Source organism: Moellerella wisconsensis, from assembly GCF_022592395.1.
GTDB lineage: Bacteria > Pseudomonadota > Gammaproteobacteria > Enterobacterales > Enterobacteriaceae > Moellerella > Moellerella wisconsensis.
The window spans coordinates 1,528,142-1,552,608 of sequence record NZ_CP093242.1; the positions used below are offsets into that span (position 1 = coordinate 1,528,142).

Below are 24,467 nucleotides of genomic sequence, written 5' to 3' on the forward strand. Positions count from 1 at the left end.
ATTTTACGCCGCTTGCTAATACGCGGTAGAATTCAATTCCTTATTATCACTGATGACTCATCTAATTCTCCATGCAAACGACAAATCTTATTCAACAGTTTAATCAGCGCCAAAAACGAGCAGATAGTCGTTTTATTCTGCTTTTGGTCGGTTTTTTATTAGTTATTATGTTGTTTGCATTAAGTGCTGGTGAAATTTGGCTGTGGCCGACTTCGTGGAGCAGTGATACGGCACAGTTATTTGTTTGGAATATTCGTTTACCGCGGGTATTAGCGGTTATGACCGTCGGCGCTGGATTAGCGGTCACCGGCGCAGTTATGCAGGCGCTGTTTGAAAATCCGTTAGCTGAACCGGGATTACTAGGCATCAGTAATGGGGCCGGGGTTGCGGTAGTATTTATTGTTTTATTTTATCATGGGATAGCTCCTTATTGGTTGTTGAGCCTTGGGGCGATAGCCGGAGCACTGTTATTAACTTTCATTTTATTATTTTTTGCCCGTCGAAAGCATTTTAGTAACACCAGTCTTTTATTGGTCGGAGTGGCGTTAGGAGTAATTTGTGGCGCCATCATGACATGGATGGTGTATCTCAGTAGCAGCTTAGATTTACGTCAATTATTATATTGGATGATGGGTAGCTTTAGTGGCGTTGATTGGCGACAGAGTTGGATGTTGATCGCCAGTATCCCCTGTTTATTAGGGTTAATATTACAGGGTCGAGTATTAAATTATCTTTCATTAGGGGATATCCAAGCTTATCAATTGGGTGTTTCATCATATTATTGGCGTTTAATTTTGATTGTGATAAGTGGGATTTTAATTGGCCTCAGCGTGGCGATTGCCGGAGCGATTAGTTTTGTTGGCTTAGTGGTACCACATTTATTACGTTTAGCGGGAGTAACTGATAATCGGATGTTATTACCGGCTTGTGCCTTGGCGGGCGCCGCAGGGTTATTATTAGCTGATATATTATCGCGATTATTATTATCTAATGCAGAAATTCCGATTGGCGTGATTACCGCGACTTTAGGTGTCCCTTTATTTATCGGTTTATTAATACGCAATAATCACTGGCGTTGAGATGAGGCTAGGTAGCTATTATGCAGCCAATTATTACAACTACGATAAAAACAACAAGAAAATCAACTAAACAGCCAAGTATAATAATTGAGATTATTAATTTATTTATTGATCAGCGTCTGAAAAATATTTCTCAACAGGTATACGCTGGTGAACAAATACATTTAATCGGTGCGAATGGTTCGGGTAAAAGCTCATTAATTTCAGCGCTTAGTGGCTATTTATTGTATCAAGGTCAAATTTTTATCGACGGTCATGAGTTAGCTAAATATTCAGCACCAGAGTTGGCAACAATTCGCAGTTATTTATTACAGCAATCGACATCAATACCCGCATTAAAAGTGTTTCAGTTTTTATCGTTATGTTATTCAACCATAGCTTTAGACAGTAAGATATTGGAATTACTATGTGATGATTTTCAAATACATCCATTATTATCTAAATCTGTCGAACAATTATCGGGGGGAGAGTGGCAACGGGTAAAAATTATTGCTGCCTTCTTACAAGTCTGGAAAACGGGTTCTTTGGCGGGACATTTTATTTTATTCGATGAGCCAAAGAATAATTTGGACATTGTTCATCAAGCTAATTTGGATAAATGGATTAAATATTTTTGTCATAGAGAAGGAACCGTTATAATGAGCGGGCATGATTTAAATCACTCTTACGAGCATGCCAGTCGAATATGGTTAATGCGGCAAGGTGAATTATTAGCATCAGGTCAACCTGAATACGTTATGACCGAAAAAAATCTTTCAGACGTATTTGGTGCCCCGATAAAATTGAGTGAAAAATCAACTAAACAGTTTTGGCAGGTAATTAATTTTGACGGCTAAACAAAAAGTTGTTTTAATCACTGGTTTTTAGCGAGTTATATAAAATAAATTAACAGTTGATGCTTGGTTAAATTAGCATTAGCTAAAATATTTTTTTCATTTGGCAAAACTAGGCTGCATAGATATGAATAATTTTCTTCCTTTTTCTCGTCCAGCAATTGGAGATGAAGAGGTTAAAGCAGTAGAACAGGTGTTGCGTTCTGGGTGGATTACGACAGGGCCACAGAATCATCAGCTCGAAGAGGATTTTTGTCAGCGTTATGGCTGTAAACATGCCATCGCATTAGCCTCTGCAACTGCGGGTATGCACGTTGCATTAATGGCGCTGGGTATTGGCCCTGGCGATGAAGTGATTACTCCGTCACAAACCTGGGTATCAACTATCAACATGATTACGTTACTGGGTGCTGAACCGGTTATGATTGATGTCGATCGCGATACATTGATGGTACAGCCAGACGCAGTTAAAAATGCCATTACTGCCAAAACTAAAGCGATTATTCCTGTTCACTATGCAGGGGCGCCATGTGACCTTGACGCTTTACGTGCTATCGCTAAGAACGCAGGTGTGGCGTTAATTGAAGATGCGGCTCATGCTGTTGGTACTCGTTATAAAGATGTTTGGATTGGACAAACAGGCACCGCTATTTTTTCTTTCCATGCAATAAAAAATGTGACTTGTGCGGAAGGGGGATTATTGGCGACTGATGACGATGAACTCGCAGCCCGTGTTCGCTGTCTAAAATTTCATGGATTAGGTGTCGATGCGTTTGATCGTCAAGTTCAAGGTAGAAAACCGCAGGCAGAAGTAGTTGAGCCCGGCTTTAAATATAATCTTTCCGATATTCATGCTGCGATTGCCGTAGTGCAATTATCGCGAGTCGAGCAATTGAATGCTCGTCGTGCTGCTTTAGCTACACGTTATCGCGAAGCATTGAACGATTCGCCATTACAATTATTAAGCGTGCCTGATTATCCACATATTCATGCCAATCATTTATTGATGGTACGAGTAGATAAAGATCGTTGCGGTATTGATCGCGATAGCTTTATGGAAAAATTAAAAGAAAAAAATATTGGGACCGGATTACATTTCCGTGCTGCTCATACTCAAAAATATTATCGTGAGCGTTATCCTGAACTGTCATTACCGCATTCTGAATGGAATTCAGCAACATTATGTTCGCTGCCATTGTTCCCAGATATGATAGATGCCGATGTTGATCGCGTTGTTACAGCAATAAATGAAATCCTTTTGGAGTCGAAATAGTGTCTTTTAAAGATGAGTTTGAAGAAATAAAAAAAGTTTCAGTCGTTATCCCTGTTTATAATGAAGAGCAGAGCCTACCTATTTTGCTGGAACGGACTATTGCTGCGTGTAAGCAATTATCTCAAACCTATGAGTTAATATTAGTGGATGATGGCAGCAGTGATCGCTCCGCTAAATTATTAACCGAAGCGGCTGAAAATCCAGATAATCATGTTATTGCTATTATCTTAAACCGTAACTACGGTCAGCATTCGGCGATTATGGCAGGTTTTAATCAAGCTGACGGTGATTTAGTTATTACGCTGGATGCTGATTTACAGAATCCACCTGAGGAGATCCCTCGTTTAGTTAAAACTGCTGAGCAAGGTTACGATGTCGTTGGTACACGTCGTGCGAATCGTCAAGATTCTTGGTTCCGTAAAACCGCTTCAAAAATGATCAACTCAATGATCACTCGTGCAACCGGTCGTTCAATGGGCGATTATGGCTGTATGTTGCGTGCTTATCGTCGCCACATTATTCAGGCAATGTTACAATGCCATGAAAGAAGTACCTTTATTCCTATTTTGGCCAATACTTTTGCGCGCAGAACTATCGAAATCGATGTAGCGCATGCCGAACGTGAATTTGGCGATTCCAAGTATAGCTTTATGAAGCTGATCAACTTGATGTATGATCTGCTCACCTGTTTGACTACTGCGCCATTACGTTTGCTGAGTGTTGTTGGCAGTGTGATTGCCATCTCTGGCTTCCTCTTAGCAGTATTATTAATTGTGCTGCGTCTTATTTTTGGGGCAATGTGGGCCGCGGAAGGGGTCTTCACATTATTCGCCATACTCTTTATGTTTATAGGAGCACAGTTTGTTGCTATGGGTCTACTCGGTGAATACATCGGTAGGATTTATAATGACGTACGTGCACGCCCCCGTTATTTTATTCAAAAAGTAGTCGGTACAGATGTTAAAGCCGACAAAAATCAGGAAGAAAACTAATGAAAGCTATTGTTTTTGCCTATCATGATATTGGCTGTGTTGGGCTGAAAGCGCTTAAAGAAGCGGGTTTCGATATTCAAGCTGTCTTTACGCATACCGATGATCCTAGTGAGAATCACTTTTATTCATCAGTCGCGCGTGTCAGTGCGGAGATGGAGCTTCCGGTTTATGCGCCAGAAGATGTAAATCATCCATTATGGGTAGAGCGTATCCGTGAACTGAAACCTGATGTGATCTTCTCTTTCTACTATCGTGATATGTTGAATGAAGAGCTGCTGGCATTAGCGCCAAAAGGTGCATTTAACCTGCACGGTTCTTTATTACCAAAATACCGCGGTCGTGCACCGATCAACTGGGCGGTATTGAAAGGCGAAACAGAAACAGGCGTAACGCTGCATAAAATGGTCGCTAAAGCTGATGCAGGTGATATCGTCGCGCAAGAAAAAGTGACTATTACCGAGACTGATACTTCACTGACTGTGCATGCAAAAGTGCGTGAAGCGGCTGCAACATTGTTAACGCGTGTATTACCACAAATTGAAAACGCGACTTATACAGCAACAGCTCAAAATGAGAGCGAAGCGACCTATTTCGGTCGACGTACCGCGGCTGATGGCTTGATTGACTGGAATCGTTCAGCGAAAGAAGTGTATGACCTGATCCGTGCGGTTACTGAACCCTACCCAGGCGCCTTCACTTACCTCGGTGAGCGTAAGATGATTATCTGGCGTGCACGTATTCTGGCTGAAAATAGCGATAAACGTCCGGGAACTGTTATCTCAACTAATCCGTTACGCATCGTTTGTGCTGAAGGTATAATTGAAGTTATCAGTGGTCAAAGCGAATCTGGCTTATATATGCAGGGTAATCGCTTAGCGACAGAAATGGGGATCGTCACTGATGTCCGTGTTGGCGCTAAACCAACCGCGCTTATCAAACGCCGTAAACGTGTTTTAATTCTGGGTGTCAATGGCTTCATTGGTAACCATTTAACTGAACGTTTATTACGTGATGGTAACTACGAAATCTACGGTATGGATATCAGTTCTTCGGCAATTGACCGTTTTATTGGTAACCCTAATTTCCACTTTATCGAAGGTGATGTCAGTATTCACACCGAATGGATTGAATACCACATTAAAAAATGTGACGTTATTCTGCCATTGGTGGCGATTGCAACGCCTATCGAATATACCCGTAATCCATTACGTGTATTCGAGCTAGATTTCGAAGAAAACTTAAAAGTAGTTCGCTATTGTGCTAAATATAACAAACGTATTATCTTCCCATCGACGTCAGAAGTTTATGGCATGTGTGATGATAAAGAGTTTGATGAAGATAACTCACGTCTGATTGTTGGTCCAATCAACAAACAACGTTGGATTTATTCTGTTTCTAAACAGTTGCTTGACCGAGTTATCTGGGCATACGGCGAGAAAGAAGGCTTGAAATTTACCTTATTCCGTCCATTCAACTGGATGGGACCGCGTTTAGATAGCTTGAACTCTGCGCGTATCGGTAGCTCTCGTGCTATTACTCAGCTTATTTTGAATCTGGTTGAAGGTTCGCCTATCAAGTTAGTTGACGGTGGTGAGCAAAAACGTTGTTTCACTGATATTAAAGATGGTATCGAAGCATTGTTCCGTATTATCGAAAATAAAGACGGCAAATGTGACGGCCAGATCATCAATATTGGTAACCCAACTAACGAAGCAAGTATTCGTCAATTAGCCGAAATGCTGCTTGAAAGCTTTGAAAAACATCCATCACGCAAATATTTCCCTCCATTTGCTGGCTTCCGTGAAATTGAAAGCAGCAGCTACTATGGTAAAGGATATCAGGATGTTGAACACCGTAAACCAAGCGTAGAAAACGCCCGTATTCTATTAGATTGGGTACCTACTATTGACATGAAAGATACTATCGATGAAACGTTAGATTTCTTCTTGCAAGGTGCGGTAGAAGAGTTAGGTAAAAACTGATGAAAAAAGTTGGCTTGAGAATTGATGTGGACACCTATCAAGGTACTAAACAAGGGGTTCCACAACTGCTTAAAGCACTCAAAAAGCATGACATTCAGGCCAGCTTTTTCTTCAGTGTTGGGCCGGATAATATGGGGCGTCATTTATGGCGCCTCTTACGGCCTAAATTCTTATGGAAAATGCTAAGGTCAAATGCTGCATCTCTGTACGGGCTGGATATTTTACTGGCAGGCACTGCGTGGCCGGGTAAAAAAATCGCTAAAGATTTAGGTTATCTGATGAAACAAACCTTGGATGAAGGCCACGAAGTCGGTCTGCATGCGTGGGATCATCAGGGATGGCAGGCGAAAGTCGGTCGTTGGTCAGAACAGCAACTTAACCAACAAGTTAAGCTGGGTGTTGATGCACTGCAGCAAGCGATTGGGCAGCCAGTTATGTGCTCCGCGGTTGCAGGATGGCGTGCTGATGAACGAGTACTTGATGTTAAGCAGGGCTTTGGTTTTCAGTATAATAGCGATTGTCGAGGGCAGTATCCTTTCCGTCCGATCCTGACTGATGGTTCGATAGGTACGGTGCAAATACCCGTGACATTGCCAACTTATGATGAAGTGGTTGGAACCATTATCAGCGATAATGATTTTAATGACTACATCGTACAAGCGATAAAAGACGATCAGGGCGTGCCGGTTTATACCATCCATACTGAAGTGGAAGGGATGTCAAAGGCGGCGCAATTTGATGCGTTACTAGAAAAAATACAACAAGAAAATATTCAATTCTGTAAACTCACTGAGTTACTACCTGATGATATTCAATCGCTTCCGCTCGGTAAAGTTGTGCGTTCATCTTTTCCGGGAAGAGAAGGTTGGCTAGGCTGTCAGCAAAAGGGATAAATAAATATGTTGAATAAGCGGGCTAGCAAAGTAGGCGCCTTTCTGTTGGCTCTGTTTTTTGCCTTGACCTATCTGCTACCACTGAATGGTCGCCTTATTTGGCAACCCGATGAAACTCGCTATGCAGAAATTAGTCGTGAAATGCTACAAAGTGGCGACTGGATAGTCCCTTATTTTCTGGATATACGCTATTTTGAAAAACCAGTAGCGGGATATTGGATTAATAATATCAGTCAGTTACTGTTTGGCGAAAATAATTTTGCGGTTCGATTTGGTTCAGTATTCTGTATTTTTATTAGTGCTTTATTGATTTATCAAATGGCAAAAATGATGTGGCGTAATAGCCATATTGCTTTTGTCGCCAGTTTTATTTATGTGTCGATGTTCTTAGTTTTTGCTGTCGGTACATATAGTGTGCTCGATCCAATGTTTTCCTTATGGATTACCGCCAGCATGTTTTGTTGTTTATGGGCACTGCAAAGTTCCAGTGTGCGCAGCAAAATAGTGGCATGGATTATGTTAGGTCTGGCTTGCGGTATGGCCTTTATGACCAAGGGGTTCTTAGCGCTGGCAATTCCGGTTATTGCGATGATCCCGGTGACTTTATACCAGAAACGATTCCTTGAAATGGTAAAATTTGGTCCACTGGCTATTATTTCTGCGGTATTAATTAGTTTACCGTGGGCATTGGCGGTGGCTAAACAGCAGCCTGACTATTGGAATTATTTTTTCTGGATTGAGCATGTAAAACGCTTTACTGCGGATGATGCTCAGCATGCCTCCCCGTTCTGGTACTATATCCCGGTGATCTTATTAGGGGCTATCCCATGGTTAGGATTGTTGCCGGGGGCGTTAGCTAAAGGCTGGAGGGAGCGTAGATCTCATCCTGAAATGTTCTTCCTCTTTTGCTGGTTAGTGATCCCATTCATATTCTTTAGCATATCTAAAGGTAAATTGCCGACCTACATGCTGCCATTTATGGCACCTCTGGCGTTAATGATGGCTAAATTTGGTGTTGATTGCGTACGTAATGGTAACATGAACCCAATGAAAGCTAACGGCATTATCAATGTCAGCATTGGGGTATTAGCAGTTATCGCGTTAGTTATTATGGGATTATTTGTTAAGCATCCTATTTTTGAACCTGATGAATGGCCGAAATTAGTTTTAGGGATAGTAGCCTTTGCTATTTGGGGCATTATTGGTTATTTGAGCTTAGTTTTAAATGCCAAACACTGGTTATGGGCAGCAGCATGCTCATTAGCGGTGAGCCTATGTATTGGCAATGCGCTGCCACAAAATACAATTGACTCTAAACTGCCCCAGAATTTTATTCATCAGAATCATGATATTTTGATGAATAGCCATTATATCGTTGCCAATAATGTGGGGCTGGCGGCTGGATTAGCATGGGAAACCAAACGGTCACAAATTTATCTGTACAATAGCAGCGGTGAGTTAACTTATGGACTGGAATATCCTGATAGTCAACATCGTTTAATTAAAGCGGATAATTTTGCGCAGTGGTTGGCAAAAGCGCGTAAAGAAGGGCAAGTTACAGTGGTATTCTTGCTGCGTAAACGGGAGCCGTTACCGGATATTCCACCGGCTGATGAAGTGATTAGTAATTCTCGCATGGCACTTGCGGTGTATCACCAACAATGATCGGACAATTATTATTACTGTTGTTGGTGAGTTTACTGACCTGCGCAGGACAAATCGCCCAAAAACAAGCCGTAGTTTGTTGGCAAGGTCAGCGTATTAACAAGTCAGTATCGGCGATTAAATGGCTGGTGCTGGCGCTATTATTGCTCGGTTTTGGTATGCTATTTTGGCTTAAACTACTAGAAACTATGCCGTTAAGTTTAGCTTATCCGATGCTCAGTATTAATTTTGTGTTAGTCACCCTTATAGGCCAATTTATTTATCATGAAAAAACAGGTAAACAACATTGGTTGGGCGTGTTGGCGATTATGGTCGGAATTTTACTTATGAGTCTTAACGGATGAAGGGCTATTTTTGGGGCATTGGTAGTGTACTATTGGCGACTGCTGCACAACTTTGTCTGAAAATAGGCGTAGTTGGGCTGCCTTCGTTTGAGTTAGGTTGGCATTGGCTACAAATTGACTGGTTATTAGCCAATAAAATGGCATTGGGAAGTATTTTTATTGGCTTGATTTTTTATGTGCTCTCTATGCTGTGTTGGTTATTAGCATTGAGATATATACCGCTCAATAAAGCTTATCCATTGATTAGTTTGAGTTATGTCTTTGTTTATTTGTTAGCGGTATTTTTACCGTGGTTCAATGAGACAGCCAGCGGTTTAAAAACTTTAGGAATTATTTTTATTCTGTTTGGTATTTGGTTGATAAGCCAACCGGTGAAACCAGATAAATCCCCAGCGATAAAATAGTAACTCATTATATTGATTAGTTGACACTAAACTTGAGGTTGGGGTATTAATTACTGGGGCGGTTATTGGCCCTACTTTGGGTAATGATTAGCAAGACGGTTATCACATTCAATACGGATAAATAGGCGCCTAATGAGACTAACAATACACCACTGGCCATTATTATTGAGCTTATTATTAATCGGTTGTAGTTCGGGTCCGAAGCATTCGCCTCCGCCATTAAAAACACAATTATCAGACCCTATAATGACTATTGCTCAATTGAAAGATCAGTTAGAACAATGGTACGGTGCGCCTTATCGCTATGGAGGATTAGACCGAGGTGGCGTTGACTGTTCTGGTTTTGTGTATCGTACTTTTAGCGATCGCTTTGCTATACAATTACCGCGAACTACGGTTGCTCAAACTTCACTCGGCACACAAATCCGCAAAGATGATTTAATGCCTGGAGATTTAGTGTTCTTTAAAACGGGTTCAGGTGAAAATGGATTACATGTTGGTATTTATGATACAGATAATACCTTTATCCACGCCTCGACGAGCAAAGGAGTGATCCGCTCATCGATGGACAATGTCTATTGGCGCAAAGTCTTTTGGCAAGCACGACGAATTTGATTCCAGCCTCTAATATGCGGTTCTCTTGGCGGTACGGCTATCCCCTAAACAGCCTTGATATGCTATCTTATAAAAAAGTCATATTGTTATGAGATAGCTTATGTCATCCCTTCGTTTATTAATATCAGAATCCTATGATCCTTGGTTCAACTTAGCGGTTGAAGAATGTATTTTTCGCCAAATGCCGGCTGATCAGCGGGTTATGTTCCTCTGGCGTAATGCGGATACCGTAGTTATTGGCCGAGCTCAAAATCCGTGGAAAGAGTGCAATACCCAGAAAATGGCTCAAGATGGAATTAAGCTGGCTCGTCGCAGTAGCGGCGGTGGGGCAGTTTTTCATGATTTAGGCAATACTTGCTTCACGTTTATGGCCGGTAAGCCTGAATATGACAAAACGGTGTCGACCCGAATTATTGTTGATGGTTTAGCGAATGTGGGTATTGATGCTGAAATTTCAGGCAGAAACGATTTATTAGTAAATACTACCGAAGGCGCGAGAAAAATATCGGGTTCGGCTTATCGTGAAACACTTGATCGGGGTTTTCATCATGGGACTGTATTGATTAATGCAGATTTGAGCCGTTTGGCTAATTATTTGCATCCAGATGCTAAAAAGTTGCAAGCGAAAGGAATAACTTCTGTACGCAGTCGTGTGGCTAATTTAGCTGAATTGATGCCTGAAATATCACATCAAACTGTTTGCCAAGGAATAATTGATAGTTTCTTTGCCTTTTATGGTGAAACCGTCGCTCCTGAATATATATCGCCAGAAAAACTGCCCGACTTACCTAATTTTAATGCGACTTTTGCTAAACAATCTAGCTGGGCATGGAATTTTGGACAAACACCGCTATTTTCTCAATTAGCAGATACCCGTTTTACTTGGGGCGGGGTTGAGTTGCATTTTAATATTGAGAAGGGCGTGATTAGTGATTGCCAAATTTTTACTGATAGTTTAGATCCGTCACCGCTTGAATGGTTAAGTCAACATTTACACGGACAAACTTATCAAGTTGATACTGTGAGAGCATTAACCCAGCAAATGTATCAGCAATGGCCAGATCTCAGGTCGCAATTAGTCGAGTTGGAAGCGTGGTTGATTCAGCAAGTGAGTTAATTATTGATACAGCAAAGCCGGTATAAAATGACCGGCTTTAATCTGCTTATATTATTGTTGTTTTCTTAAGTGTTCACTTCTTAGCTTTTTGGTGTCTTGATTTTACGTTTTTTAATGATCAACTTTTGATTATCAACGATTTTATTTGATTATAAAATTAGTGTCGGTTACTGCAAGACATAAAACCTTTACATTCAGGGATTTGACCATTTTGACGGAATTTTGCAGGTGTGGTATCAAAATGTTTTTTAAAGATCCGAGTGAAGGTCGCTTGTGAACTAAAACCATATTGTAAAGAAATATCTAAAATAGATGAATTACCTTCGCGTAATGATTTAGCGGCTTCAAGTAAGCGACGTTTACGCACATATTCTCCTAGCGTACAGCCTTTGAATTCTTTGAATACTCGTTGTAAATGCCATTTAGAATAACCACTTTTATCAGCGATAGAATCTATTTTAATCCCTTCATTACGCTGTAATTGAGTTTCCAGCCATTTAACAATATCGTTAACTATACTTTCTGACATATTTGACTCCTAATAAGGCGGATGATTACTCATTTAAAATAAATAATAACGTAAGAAATTACAGTCTATTCTTATCAATTTCTGGGGAAATCGATAGGCAGAACGTGCTGTTTTAAATCGATAATGATTATTGCTGAGATAGGTAAAACCAAACTTAATATCAGCAAGGCTAAGATTTTTTTAAATTAAAATTTATTTATATCAATGTGTTAATTTTAATCTAAAGTAAATTCAAGGCTAAGTAACAGTCTCATTGCTTGAGTTGTTCAGAAATACTGTTGATCTTTATCGATTTTATTTAGCAATAGAATAAAAATCTTTTTTCTCTAATAACTATCTTTATTAGAATTGTTTTTCTATGTAATAGTGCGGGATTATCGAGTTATGTTGTTTTTTATTATTAACTGTAAATATAAATTAATTTGGATTTAATGACTGGATATCGTTTGAAATCTAGCGATTAATGAAATTAATGATAAATTTTTTTCAGTGAATTAATTGTAACTGTTTTGTTTTTGATTATTACTAACAGTATAGCTCAACAGCGTAATTATTGTTAAATCGAATCGATAGGCTAAATGTATGTCCCCTTTAAGCTAGATTTATTGGCTTAAAGGGGACTAGGAAGCAAATGGCAGGTTGAGCTATTGAGAGTTGCTTTGGGTATTAATGGATGGATTATTGACGCAGATAAATTTGTGGTACGGCAGATTCAGGGTGAGGGAATACGCCTAAATCAGCTTTATACCAACGATTTAATTGTGTTTCAGTTAGTACTTCTGTAGGAGTACCTGTCGCGACCAGTTGACCTTGATGGATTAAATACACCCGATCCGCATACAGTGCGGTTAGATTGAGATCATGCAGAATACAACAAATTCCTAGCGGTTGTTCACGGCTTAGGCGATGTAGCAGACGTAAGCTATGTTGCTGATGATATAAATCCAATGCAGAGGTTGGTTCATCTAAAAATAGACAGCTAGGGGTGGGGTTCGGTTGCCACAATTGCGCCAGTACGCGCGCTAATTGAACTCGCTGCTGTTCACCGCCAGAGAGTTGGCGATAATCTCGATGGCGTAAATGTAGGCTATCTGTTTGGGTTAATACTGCCAGCAATGCCTGTTCTAAATACGCACTGCCATGCGGTGAGCGCCCCATGGTAATGACATCCTCGACACTGAATGGAAAGTTCAGTTGGCTCTGCTGTTTCATTACGGCGCGCTTTAAGGCTAATGATCTATTATCCCATTGCGTTAGTGGTTTATTGTCTAATAAACATTGTCCGCTGGTGGGGTGGCTAAAACCAGTTAATAGCTTCATTAATGTTGATTTTCCGGCACCATTTGGGCCAATAATTGCAATCAACTCGTGTTGATGAAGCGACACACTAATATCGCGGATAATCTGTTGTTCTCCAAGGGTAAATTGCAGATCCTTGGCTTCGAGTAATAACGTTTTATTCGATATATGCATGATTATATTTTTCCGGCAGGCTGGCGCAGGATCAACCATAAAAAGTAAGGTCCACCGATCAGCCCTGTCAGTAAACCGACGGGAATTTCGGCCGGAGCGACTAAGGTTCTGGCAATCGTGTCGGCAATTAATAGCAATATTGCGCCAACCAACGCCGAGCCGGGGAGCAACCAGCGGTGATCAGGCCCAAAAGTCATGCGGATTAAATGGGGGACGACTAAACCGATAAAGCCAATCACGCCGCTCATGGCGACAGCACAACCAATTAATAGGGCGCTAAGTAATAGCAGAGTAAATTTAGTACGCTCAACTTGTAATCCTAAATAATGAGCATCTTCATCACCGAGCTGCAATAAATTCAGTTTTTTTCCTTGCAAAAAGCAAATAAAGCAGGTGGGTAAAATTACTGAAGTGGCGATTAACAACGATTGCCAATCAACTTTACCTAACGAGCCCATCATCCACAGGCTAAAGGTGCGTAATTGCTGGTCGTCGCTAATGTAGCTAAGCACGCCAACAAATGACATACACAAGGCATTGATAGCGATCCCGGCGAGTAGCAAACGGGAGAGGTTACCGCTCGAGAGTCTATTTAAGCTAAAAATAATCATCGAAACAGCTAAGCTACCGACAAATGCCGCGCTGAGATGACCATAATTAGCTAAAATGCTGGGCAGTGAAAATGGGATCACAATAAAGGCCGCGACCGCTAATGCAGCGCCACTACTAATGCCTAATAACCCAGGATCAGCTAAGGGGTTACGGAATAATCCCTGCATTATTGCGCCTGAAACGGCTAAGGCTAAACCAATTAGAATGGCCAGTAATATTCGCGGCAAACGAATATTGAGCCAAATTTGCCACAGTGGATCTGACATTGGCAGTTGCCATAGCATTGAAAATGAAAGTGACATGGCGCCCAGATTAGACACGATCAACACAATGATAATTAAGCTTAATAGCAATAAACAGAGACCCATCGCAGGATATTTAAAACGGTTCATGGTGTCGTCTCTAACGCTCCACGGATCTGCTGCATAACTTGCGGTGTATTGAGGCTAAATCCAAGCAGCCCCATATCATCGACTACTAACAATGCCCGATGTTTAGCGGCTGGAGTAAGCGCGATGCCGGGCAATTGCCAAATTTTATCGATACCGCCGAGGGATTTAATTCCTTCTTCGGTCATTAAAATCAAATCGGGCTGACTGGCTATTACACCTTCTTGAGAGAGTGGCCGATAGCTAGTAAATCCTTGCATCGCATTTTTAGCGCCAGTGGCTTGGATAATGCTATCGGCGGCGGTTTTTTGCCCGGCAGCCAGTGGCATAACGCCCCCATGACTCATGATAAATAAAACTTTTTTGTCAATGGGTTGAGTCGATATTTTAGCCAGTTGTTGATTGAATTTAACTATCAACGCTTCACCTTGCTCGGTACTGTCAAGAGCCTCAGCAAGAGTACGTATTTTCTTAGGAATGGCTTCTAATGCAGGTTCACCGGTCACATTGATAATCTTGACGCCACTTTTTTCGATTTGTGTCAATGTAATGGAGGGCTTGACCAGCTCACTGGCTAATACCAATGTCGGGCGCATTGATAATACACCTTCGGCATTAAGCATGCGCATATAACCGACATCTTTCAGCGCTAAAGCTGCTTGTGGATGACGACTGGTGCTGTCACGAGCCACCACCTGTTTTCCTGCGCCTAAGGCGAAGACTATCTCGGTGATATCGCCACCTAAAGTAACAATACGTTCAGTGGCCTGGGCTGAAAAAGTGAGCAGGGCAGACACTGCAAGAAGAAACCATTTATTCATATTTTCAGTTCCGAAGATTAAATTTTTGGAAGTGCAGTCACTTGATTACGCCATTGTGGTTGTTCTGGCGTGCCTTCAGTGCGTTGTCCATACATTTGGACAATTTGATTTCCTTGATTATCAAAAACTTCCAGACTGGTAACAAAACCATCTTGAGTTTGCTTCCGCGTTACCCAGCATTCAGCCACACCGTTCTCAATCATATGCAGTGTAAAATCAGGATTGAAAATATTCAGCCATTTCAGCGGTGAACCTTCAGCTTGATAAGGCATCAAACGCTCAATTCGACCAGTAAATATCTGGGTACAGCCACGGTTACCGACAAAAATCATGATTTCATTTTGGTCAGCAAATGCGGTTTGTGTTAATTGATTAAATGAATCTAGCGGGACTTGCCACGCTAAATCATCGCTGACTGCGCGAAACACTTGCTGACGGCTTAAATTATTATTTTTTAATAATTTAAAGAATTGATGAACATCCGTCATATTACGCCATTCTTGCTCTAACTGATTTTTCAGTTCTTCACTGATCGGCGTTTGAGTGAATGGCTCCGCGGGTTTAAGAGCTAATAGCGGATTTTCATCGCTCGCATATTGTTCGATTAATGCCTGCCATGCTGCCATATCCGTATTTTCGGTGGTATACACCTTATGTACCGCATCACCATGATGGTCGAAAAATTGAATGCTATGACGTTCCCCATTTTTCGACGCTTCAGTTAAGGCAAAAGCACTGGCCCAGTGACCAAAAAACATTCTTAAATCTAATGCGCGAGGATTGAGGATTAATCCTGCATGTGGGCTAAAGCGAGCGTTTTCATAGCGACCAATTTGTTCGTGTACCACATATTCATTGCGGGTGATTGCTTTTACTTCGCCGACTTTTTCTAATGCGGTTAACAAGGTTGGTGCATCTACATCTAGGCGTTTAGCACCATCAATCCCAACACGCGCATACAGAAGCTCAGCTTCTGAAACGTCGAGATAGGCAGCTAAATCACGAGCGTATTTCGCTTTATTTTCTGTTTTAGCCTGTTGATAACGCTCATAAAGTGATGAATTCACAGTGTGTCTCCTTGAATATTAAGTGAATTACCATTGATAGCTGACAAGCAGCTTGGCATTACGGCCATCCTGTGGGATGCCTTGTGATGAATAATATTGTTTATCAAATGCATTGCCTAAAACCACGCTAGAGCCAAATCCATTAAGTGAGCCTTCACCTTGGTAGCTTAGATAGAAATCGCTTACACCATAACCGGATTGCTGTTGCATTTTGTCTGAATCTGAATAATCAGTGTGTTTGGTGAATTCGCCAATCCATCCCACGGCAAAGCCGCTATTTTGAATAGGGACATTTAAGGTACTGGTTATTGAGTCAGGTTTGATAGAAGTTAACGGTGTGCCCGTTTGTGGGCTTTTACCATTACTTGCGGTATGGTTATATGCCAGATCCCAATTGAAATAGTCGGTGTTATAGCTCAGTGTGGCATCGACACCCCAAATTTTAACATCATCAATATTTACCGATTGAGTGGTCATTTTTGCCATATCAACGTAGGTATCGATATAGTCTTTAGCTTTAGTATCAAAGTAACTGGCTTTGAATTGTAAGCCATCGTTATCCAGCAGTAGATTGTCGAATCGTAAGCCAAAACCGTATTCTTTGGTCTGGGTCGATTCAGGTTTTAGCTGTGGATTGGGTACCCAATAATTAACTCGGCCACGGATCTCAAAATGTTTGGCATCGTTATACATTTCTCCCATGCTTGGGGCGCGGAACGCTTCAGAATAGGAGGCAAACAACATCGACCAATCGGTTGGGGTAATACTTACGGCCCCTTTTGAGGACCAGTTATTCGCGGTAATACTGTTATTGCCATCCGATTGACTTTTGAAATGGTCGTAACGGGTACCGGCTATAAATGAAATTGGCAGGTCTTTAAGTGTAATTTCATCTTGCAAGAAACCCGAGCCATAAGTGATTTTGGCATTAGGGAAGCTGGTGGTATTTGCGAAAGGATCTTGCTTTTGTTGATAAGTTTCTGCGCCATAAGTCAAATTATGCGCAGCAATAGGCAAGTTATATACATTGCTACGATTATCGACTTTCAGCCCATAAGTTTTCTGCTGACGGCCTTCATAGCCAGTATTTATTGCTTTGGCGGTTGGTCGGGCTGTAATATTGACATCAGAATAATAGGCGGTGGTTTTGAGATTTAGCCAATCTTGATCTGCGGGTTTGAGCTGATAAGTTAGCTGAGTATCCCGCTGCCGAGTTGTGCGGTTAGTCTCAGGATTAGATTTATCATTTTGTTTAACTTGCTGTGGGTTTTTAGGCTCGTAAGCATCGTTATTATAATAACGCAGTTGTCCACTTAATTTTTGGCTATCATCAATCAACCAACTCCCTTTGGCTAATAGGTTGCTGATAGTTTCATCGTTCGTCGTTTCTTCGCCACCACCTTGGCGAATATTGCCGACATCTTTGGCAACAAAGCTAAATAAACCATCGAACTTTTCGTTACGACCAAAAGCTGATCCACCAAATCCGAAACTATGATCGCCAGTAGCGGCGGTAGTAAATACTCTAAAGCCTAAATTTTGATTGTCTTTTAATAAATCTTTGGCGTCTACGGTTTCCCACGCTATAACGCCGCCCATAGCACCACTGCCGTATAATAATGCCGAAGGACCGCGAATAATTTCGACTTGTTTAATCAGGGCAGGATCAATAAAGGTACCATTAATATGCCCAGTATCTGTGCCTTGGCGCACGTTATCTACCAGGGTCAATACATCTTTAGGTCCAAAGCCGCGCATTGAAACATCTTGACCGTTAGTGCGACCTGTACCAGAAACATCAATTCCTGGTACTTTTTTCAATATATCATTGGCGGTGTTAGCAGTTTGGGTTTGTGGTGAATTGTTTTTGATTACGGTCACCATCATCGGAGCTTCAAAGCTGTCGCGTTCGTTACCAGTCGCATATACGGTAATGATATCTTTAGATTTTTTGTGTAAGTTTGTAGTCTCTGTTTCCGCAGCTTGTACAGGGGATAGTACACTGGTGATGGCGGCAGCAAGTACTGAAAGACGTAAAGTAGCTGACATTAAGACGATCTCCATAACATAATTTTAGGTGGCAATCGGTGTTTAGTTGCACCATTGCACAGGGGGCACATTTAATTAAAAAAATTAATTAATCACCATAAATAGCGAGCACTGAAATGGAGGTTCTGCCCCTTAAAGAGGGTTTAATACAACAGATATGCGAGAAAATGCGCTTAAGCGCTGCATGAGATAAATTGATTTTTTGAGGCGTAACAGCAAATGCAGACATCAGTTTTAACTCCATAGGAAATCCTTTCCTAACTGTATGGATGTGAAAGCTGGCTGCCTGGATACGGAGATCTGGGTGGCTTGCAGAGTAAAATAAATAGTAAAAGGTAAAGAATAATCGTTAACAACAGTCGCTATTTGGTTAAAATTAGCTTTCCGGCCTGGGTTTGCCTAAGTTGGTAAACTTCACCACGATGACGAATATGTACCCGCCCGGTTTTGCCTAATAGCTGATGGCTGTCGATATAATCAACAACGTCAGATGATGATTTCTGTGAGTTATCTTCTTTTGTATGTTTAAGATGCAAATCAGCCATAGTTTATCAATGTAAGTTAATAGGTTATCGATATAAATTAAGTGATAATCTTTCTAATAGTGAGAATCATTATCTTTAAGTTGTGAGATAACATCAAGTATTATTTACAACTAGAATTAATATTTAACATATAATAAATATCGTAGCTACTCATTGCACATCAGGCTCTTGATCCAACTCGCCAGAAAATAGCCGAAAGTATAGAGCGAAATAAAAACTTAGGGATGAAGTGACCCCAATAGTTGGACAAGTATGTAATTTACGATGGTAGGATATATAAAAGCCAGGGAGCAATTGCGCCTCTGGCTTTTATATGGCTGTCAACGGTACCGTAGCGGGGAAGGTAGGCATTTTAAAAACGACTGTCGACTGCCTCGGCTAATAATGCCAATAACAGCTCAGTATCTTGCCAGCTAAGGCAAGGGTCGGTAATCGATTGGCCATAAGTCAATGGTTGGCCGGCGATCATTTTTTGTGTGCCTTCCAGCAGAAAACTTTCAGCCATAACGCCGGCGATTGCACTTGAGCCATCTTTGATTTGCTGGGCAATATCACGGGCAACATCTAATTGTCGTCGATGGATTTTCTGGCAATTACCGTGACTAAAATCGACAACCAAATGTTCTGGTAAATCGAATTCGCGCAATTTATCACAGGCATCGGCAATATCACCGGCTGAGTAATTAGGCCGCTTTCCGCCGCGCATAATGATATGTCCGTACGGGTTTCCTTGGGTTTGATAAATGGTCATTTGTCCGGTCTTATCCGGGGACAAAAACATATGCCCGGCACGTGCAGCACGGATTGCATCAATCGCAATGCGCGTATTGCCATCGGTTCCATTTTTAAAGCCCACAGGGCAAGAGAGCGCAGAGGCCATTTCTCGGTGAATTTGGCTTTCTGTCGTGCGTGCGCCAATAGCTCCCCAGCTAATGAGGTCAGCAATATATTGGCCTGTGACCATATCGAGAAATTCAGTGGCAGTCGGAATGCCTAATTGATTCACATCGATTAATAATTTTCTTGCTAGGCGAATACCTTTATTTACTTGGCAAGAGTTATCCAGATTAGGATCAGAAATTAAGCCTTTCCAGCCAACCACCGTGCGAGGTTTTTCAAAGTAGGTGCGCATGACGATTTCGAGTCGATGGTGATATTTTTCACGTAATACCGTGAGTTTTTGTGCATATTCTAACGCTGCATCAATATCATGGATCGAACAAGGACCAACTATTACTAGTAGGCGAGAGTCATCACCGGATAAAATAGCTTCGATACGTTTGCGTGACATTGTCACATTTTCAGCGACAGCCAAGGAAATCGGGTATTCATCAGCCAGTGTTTGCGGAGTGATCAGGCTCGCAACTCTCTGGGTTCGTAGTTCATCAGTTTTATGCATCTTACTTTCTCAATATGTTTCCAAAGGCCATGCTGCATTAGTGATAGAGATCACAATAAACGAAAACACGTCAAATTCAACCGCTAGCGATAGGTTATTACAGATTTTATGCAAAATAGGAATTTAAAACATACGACGCTGTAGCCCCATAATATCAATCACTTTGGCCGAAATTTCTTCAACCGAATAATTAGTTGTATTTAAATAGTTGATTTTATTCTTTCTAAATAAAGCTTCGACTTCTGCGATTTCAATTCGACATTGGCGTAATGATGCATAGCGACTATTTTCACGGCGTTCTTCACGGATTGCAGCTAATCTTTCTGGGCTAATGGTTAAACCAAATAGTTTATGAATATGCGGTTTTAAATCTACCGGTAATTGCAAATTATCCATATCATCTGCTGTAAAGGGATAGTTAGCCGCTTGAATACCAAATTGCATGGCTAAATACAGGCTGGTGGGCGTTTTTCCGCAGCGTGAAACACCGATTAAAATGACTTGCGCCTGATCTAAATTACGTAAAGAAACACCATCATCATGCGCTAAGGTATATTCAATTGCCGCTATACGGGCATCATATTGATTTAAATTTTGGCGTGATAATCCATGGGTACGATTTAATATCGGCTCAGGCTCTAAACCCACTTCTTTTTGAATCGGCGCGACTAAGGTTTGTACGATATCTTGGCAAAAACCGGTGCTTTGGGTAATTATTTTGCGCACTGAAGGTGAGATAATTGAATAAAAAACTAACGGTCGAGTGTGTGTGCTTTGATAAATACTGTCTATTTTTTGTTTTATTTCTTCAGCGCGTTGTTCTGTGGTGACAAATGGCAACGTATAAGAAACAAATGTTAGTGGAAATTGAGAAAGAACCGCATGTCCTAAAATTTCTGCAGTAATTGCTGTGCCATCTGAAATGAAAAAAACAGTTCTTTGGGTATTATTAGTTTCATTAATTACGCTATTTGTCAGGGGAGTCATATTGTGACCTTTGAGTTATATAGATAAATATTCAAAATTAGTAGGGTTTTATAAACAAAATTAATAATCTACCGATATTTTATTTAATTTAAAAAAATATTCTTATAAGTGGAACGATTCACCTGTCTATCTCGATGAAAAGTATGTGCTAGTCTATTTCACGCGGCGATATATCGCCAATGGGATTTTAACGATTTGTACTTTGTCACTAGATTGTTTAAAAGGATCGCATTCAATGTCCAATAATGGCAGCACTCCGTCTAATGTACTTTGGTATAACCAATTAGGAATGAACGATGTTGACCGCGTTGGAGGCAAGAATGCCTCCCTCGGGGAAATGATCACTAATTTATCCGAGCTCGGTGTGTCTGTGCCGAATGGATTTGCGACAACATCACAAGCATTCAATGATTTTCTAGAGCAGAGCGGAGTTAATCAGCGTATTTACCAACTGTTGGATCAGGTCGATGTTGATGATGTTAATCAGCTGGCCACCGCAGGTACGCAGATCCGCCAATGGGTAATTGATACGCCGTTTACACCTCAGTTAGAGAAAGATATTCGTTCCGCTTATGAACAACTTGCCGAAGGTGCAGTGGGGGCATCATTTGCAGTTCGTTCTTCAGCCACCGCAGAAGATATGCCTGATGCGTCCTTTGCTGGGCAGCAGGAAACATTTTTAAATGTTCGGGGTATTGACGCGGTCATGGTGGCTATTAAACATGTCTTTGCATCGCTATTTAATGATCGCGCTATTTCTTATCGTGTACACCAAGGATATGACCATCGGGGGATCGCATTATCCGCGGGTATTCAACGTATGGTACGTTCTGATTTAGCCTCCTCTGGGGTGATGTTTACTATTGATACCGAATCGGGCTTCGATCAAGTGGTCTTTATCACTTCGGCTTATGGTCTCGGCGAAATGGTCGTTCAGGGGGCGGTTAATCCTGATGAATTTTATGTTCATAAACCAACGTTGTTAAAAGGTCGTCCTGCGATTGTTCGTCGTAATTTAGGCTCTAAAAAATTACAAATGGTGTACGCAGAAAGCCTAGACCATGGACAACAAGTTAGAATTGAAGATACCCCTGATGCGTTATCGCAGCGTTTTTCTCTGGAAGATCACGAAGTCGAAGAGTTGGCTCGTCAAGCGTTGTTAATCGAACAACACTATGGCCGTCCTATGGATATTGAATGGGCGAAGGACGGTGAAACGGGGCGGTTGTATATTGTACAAGCCCGTCCTGAAACCGTTCGCTCTAATCAACAAGTAATGGAGCGCTACCAGCTAAAAGAACAGAGTAATGTGTTAGTAGAAGGGCGTGCGATTGGTCATCGTATTGGTGCTGGAGCTGTAAAAGTTATCCATAATTTGAAAGAGATGGATAGGATCCAACCGGGAGATGTCTTGGTGACAGACATGACTGATCCTGATTGGGAACCCATTATGAAAAAAGCCGCGGCCATTGTGACAAATCGTGGAGGAAGAACTTGTCATGCGGCGATTATCGCCCGTGAATTAGGTATCCCCGCGGTTGTCGGTTGTGGTGATGCAACCGAGCGTCTGCATGAAGGTCAAGAAGTGACTGTCTCATGCTCTGAAGGTGATACAGGGTTTGTCTATGCTGAGAAACTAGATTTTGATATTCACAGCTCACAAGTTGATACCATGCCGGATTTAGCGTTAAAAATCATGATGAACGTTGGTAACCCTGACCGTGCATTTGATTTCGCTTGCTTGCCAAATGAAGGCGTCGGTTTAGCACGTTTGGAATTTATTATTAACCGCATGATTGGTGTGCATCCGCGTGCATTGCTAGAATTTGACCAACAATCGCCACAGTTGCAAGCGGAAATCCGCAGCATGATGGCGGGGTATAGTGATCCTGTTGAGTTTTATATCAGCAAATTGACCGAAGGGATTTCAACCTTGGCGGCGGCGTTCTGGCCAAAACGGGTGATTGTTCGTTTATCTGATTTTAAATCAAACGAATACGCAAATTTGGTTGGTGGCGATATTTATGAGCCAGAAGAAGAGAACCCAATGCTTGGTTTCCGTGGCGCGGGGCGTTATGTGTCTGATAGCTTCCGCGATTGTTTTGCGCTGGAATGTGAAGCGGTTAAGCGGGTACGTAATGAGATGGATCTGACTAACGTAGAAGTGATGATCCCGTTTGTACGTACCGTGGCTCAAGCTGAAGCTGTAGTTGCTGAGTTGGCAAAACACGGTCTGAAACGTGGCGAAAATGGCTTAAAGCTGATCATGATGTGTGAAATCCCATCCAATGCCTTATTAGCGGATCAATTCTTAGCTCACTTTGATGGATTCTCTATTGGCTCGAATGATATGACCCAGTTAACCTTAGGCCTAGACAGGGATTCTGGCGTTGTTTCTGAGCTATTTGATGAGCGTAATGAAGCAGTTAAAGCCTTATTGTCGATGGCAATTAGTGCGGCTAAACGTCAAGGTAAATACGTCGGTATTTGTGGTCAAGGTCCTTCAGATCATCAAGATTTTGCCCAATGGTTGATGGATGAGGGGATTGATAGCTTGTCATTAAATCCAGATACGGTGGTTCAAACTTGGCTATTACTGGCAGAAAATCAGCACTGATAGTGTCTATTGATGATTTAATGATTAATCCATCAATATTTGGTCAATAAACCCGCTTAAATGTGATGAATAAATATTTGGCTCAGCAAATCTTGTTTGCTGAGCTTTTTTCATATGTAGGCGCTGAACCTTAGGCTCTTGTGATTAAATTTAGGTTTAATTCAAGAGATTTAAACTATATTTAAGTCATTAAGTCATTAAGTCATTAAGTCATTAAGTCAAATGATAATCTAAGCTAAATCGATAACTGTAATTTAGAACGGGAGAATAATGGATATGATTGGTTTAGTCTTAGGATAAATAACTGGTAGATGAATCAATAACGTGGCTAAAATAATCGTTTCAGCTAATTGAATATTGAAAAAATTGAATAAATAGTCACTAAAAAGTTAACTTAAGTTAGCATTAGCATGGCGATATGATGCTCGATTAATAAAGGCTAACTAATTAATAATTAGAGTATATTTTTAAATTATAATTGAGTTTATTATTTTATAAATAATCAGTTAATCAAGCTGTAAGCAATTAAAATATTATTATTACTTATTCAATATATTGAATGAGATTACGGCTATTTATTTTTTATTACGAAGAGATATAATACCTTGAGGTTTTTAATATAAGAAAAATAAATAAAAAAAAAGCCTATCATGGGCTGACAGGCAAAGACTACACACAGCAATTCTTTTTTAGTAGATAGTATCTAAAATTTTAGATTATATTACCGACCCTATCTTAAATTTATAAACACATTACGTATTCGATTTTTGTATCATAGTATA

At 41.0% G+C, this 24,467-nt stretch carries 21 protein-coding genes and 1 other RNA gene; 12 read left to right on the forward strand and 10 right to left on the reverse strand.

The genetic code is table 11. The features are described from left to right. Positions 1–71 precede the first annotated feature (71 nt). The 11 genes from btuC to MNY66_RS06925 all read left to right on the forward strand — a co-directional run bounded on the left by btuC (position 72) and on the right by MNY66_RS06925 (position 11,197). Positions 72–1,079, forward strand: coding sequence for a vitamin B12 ABC transporter permease BtuC (gene btuC, locus MNY66_RS06875; protein WP_241501761.1), 1,008 nt, complete (start codon positions 72–74; stop codon positions 1,077–1,079). A gap of 20 nt (positions 1,080–1,099) precedes the next feature. Continuing rightward, a complete protein-coding gene (locus MNY66_RS06880) occupies positions 1,100–1,915 on the forward strand; it encodes a vitamin B12 ABC transporter ATP-binding protein BtuD (protein WP_241501762.1) in 816 nt (271 codons plus the stop codon). Positions 1,916–2,039: 124 nt separating this feature from the next. Next, positions 2,040–3,185 carry a UDP-4-amino-4-deoxy-L-arabinose aminotransferase gene (gene arnB, locus MNY66_RS06885; RefSeq protein ID WP_047255527.1) on the forward strand — a complete coding sequence of 382 codons (1,146 nt, stop codon included), beginning with the start codon at positions 2,040–2,042 and terminating at the stop codon, positions 3,183–3,185. Next, positions 3,185–4,177, forward strand: coding sequence for an undecaprenyl-phosphate 4-deoxy-4-formamido-L-arabinose transferase (gene arnC, locus MNY66_RS06890; RefSeq protein WP_047255528.1), 993 nt, complete (start codon positions 3,185–3,187; stop codon positions 4,175–4,177). Before arnB ends, arnC begins: the two co-directional genes overlap by 1 nt. After that, complete coding sequence (gene arnA, locus MNY66_RS06895) at positions 4,177–6,159, forward strand: bifunctional UDP-4-amino-4-deoxy-L-arabinose formyltransferase/UDP-glucuronic acid oxidase ArnA (RefSeq protein ID WP_047255529.1); 1,983 nt, start codon at positions 4,177–4,179, stop codon at positions 6,157–6,159. Before arnC ends, arnA begins: the two co-directional genes overlap by 1 nt. Beyond that, entirely contained in the window at positions 6,159–7,052 is an 894-nt protein-coding gene (gene arnD, locus MNY66_RS06900) for a 4-deoxy-4-formamido-L-arabinose-phosphoundecaprenol deformylase (RefSeq protein WP_241501763.1), read from the forward strand. Before arnA ends, arnD begins: the two co-directional genes overlap by 1 nt. 6 nt (positions 7,053–7,058) lie before the next feature. Then, positions 7,059–8,717, forward strand: a complete 1,659-nt coding sequence (gene arnT / locus MNY66_RS06905; protein WP_241501764.1) for a lipid IV(A) 4-amino-4-deoxy-L-arabinosyltransferase — start codon at positions 7,059–7,061, stop codon at positions 8,715–8,717. Continuing rightward, on the forward strand, positions 8,714–9,061 hold the full coding sequence (gene arnE / locus MNY66_RS06910; RefSeq protein WP_047255532.1) for a 4-amino-4-deoxy-L-arabinose-phosphoundecaprenol flippase subunit ArnE: 348 nt from the start codon (positions 8,714–8,716) through the stop codon (positions 9,059–9,061). The genes arnT and arnE overlap by 4 nt, the downstream gene beginning before the upstream one ends. After that, positions 9,058–9,465, forward strand: a complete 408-nt coding sequence (gene arnF / locus MNY66_RS06915; protein ID WP_047255533.1) for a 4-amino-4-deoxy-L-arabinose-phosphoundecaprenol flippase subunit ArnF — start codon at positions 9,058–9,060, stop codon at positions 9,463–9,465. Before arnE ends, arnF begins: the two co-directional genes overlap by 4 nt. Before the next feature lie 132 nt (positions 9,466–9,597). Continuing rightward, positions 9,598–10,080, forward strand: coding sequence for a C40 family peptidase (locus MNY66_RS06920; protein WP_047255534.1), 483 nt, complete (start codon positions 9,598–9,600; stop codon positions 10,078–10,080). Positions 10,081–10,180: 100 nt separating this feature from the next. Next, positions 10,181–11,197 carry a lipoate--protein ligase gene (locus tag MNY66_RS06925; RefSeq protein WP_241501765.1) on the forward strand — a complete coding sequence of 339 codons (1,017 nt, stop codon included), beginning with the start codon at positions 10,181–10,183 and terminating at the stop codon, positions 11,195–11,197. 157 nt (positions 11,198–11,354) lie between these two features. Here MNY66_RS06925 and MNY66_RS06930 read toward each other — a convergent pair whose 3' ends face one another. The 9 genes from MNY66_RS06930 to ppsR all read right to left on the reverse strand — a co-directional run bounded on the left by MNY66_RS06930 (position 11,355) and on the right by ppsR (position 21,068). Continuing rightward, positions 11,355–11,726: a helix-turn-helix domain-containing protein gene (locus MNY66_RS06930; RefSeq protein ID WP_047255536.1), complete on the reverse strand. Its 372-nt coding sequence runs from the start codon at positions 11,724–11,726 to the stop codon at positions 11,355–11,357. A 678-nt stretch (positions 11,727–12,404) separates the two neighbouring features. Then, on the reverse strand, positions 12,405–13,199 hold the full coding sequence (locus MNY66_RS06935; RefSeq protein WP_241501766.1) for a heme ABC transporter ATP-binding protein: 795 nt from the start codon (positions 13,197–13,199) through the stop codon (positions 12,405–12,407). 2 nt (positions 13,200–13,201) lie between these two features. Beyond that, on the reverse strand, positions 13,202–14,203 hold the full coding sequence (locus MNY66_RS06940) for a FecCD family ABC transporter permease (RefSeq protein WP_241501767.1): 1,002 nt from the start codon (positions 14,201–14,203) through the stop codon (positions 13,202–13,204). Continuing rightward, on the reverse strand, positions 14,200–15,021 hold the full coding sequence (locus MNY66_RS06945) for a heme/hemin ABC transporter substrate-binding protein (RefSeq protein ID WP_047255539.1): 822 nt from the start codon (positions 15,019–15,021) through the stop codon (positions 14,200–14,202). Before MNY66_RS06945 ends, MNY66_RS06940 begins: the two co-directional genes overlap by 4 nt. Positions 15,022–15,038: 17 nt before the next feature. After that, positions 15,039–16,088: a hemin-degrading factor gene (locus tag MNY66_RS06950; RefSeq protein ID WP_047255540.1), complete on the reverse strand. Its 1,050-nt coding sequence runs from the start codon at positions 16,086–16,088 to the stop codon at positions 15,039–15,041. A gap of 27 nt (positions 16,089–16,115) precedes the next feature. After that, complete coding sequence (locus tag MNY66_RS06955) at positions 16,116–18,137, reverse strand: TonB-dependent hemoglobin/transferrin/lactoferrin family receptor (protein ID WP_241501768.1); 2,022 nt, start codon at positions 18,135–18,137, stop codon at positions 16,116–16,118. Between the two features lie 362 nt (positions 18,138–18,499). Continuing rightward, on the reverse strand, positions 18,500–18,682 hold the full coding sequence (gene hemP, locus MNY66_RS06960; RefSeq protein ID WP_047255542.1) for a hemin uptake protein HemP: 183 nt from the start codon (positions 18,680–18,682) through the stop codon (positions 18,500–18,502). A gap of 352 nt (positions 18,683–19,034) precedes the next feature. Beyond that, positions 19,035–20,081, reverse strand: coding sequence for a 3-deoxy-7-phosphoheptulonate synthase (locus MNY66_RS06965; RefSeq protein ID WP_047255543.1), 1,047 nt, complete (start codon positions 20,079–20,081; stop codon positions 19,035–19,037). A gap of 123 nt (positions 20,082–20,204) precedes the next feature. Continuing rightward, positions 20,205–21,068 (reverse strand): posphoenolpyruvate synthetase regulatory kinase/phosphorylase PpsR, encoded by an 864-nt coding sequence (ppsR, locus tag MNY66_RS06970; protein WP_047255544.1) that lies wholly within the window; start codon positions 21,066–21,068, stop codon positions 20,205–20,207. Between the two features lie 235 nt (positions 21,069–21,303). On the opposite strand from ppsR, the gene ppsA reads away from it, so the two are divergent. Then, on the forward strand, positions 21,304–23,685 hold the full coding sequence (gene ppsA / locus MNY66_RS06975) for a phosphoenolpyruvate synthase (protein WP_047255545.1): 2,382 nt from the start codon (positions 21,304–21,306) through the stop codon (positions 23,683–23,685). 633 nt (positions 23,686–24,318) lie between these two features. Here ppsA and rprA read toward each other — a convergent pair. Beyond that, positions 24,319–24,436: antisense sRNA RprA (gene rprA / locus MNY66_RS06980), an RNA gene on the reverse strand. Between the last annotated feature and the right edge of the window lie 31 nt (positions 24,437–24,467).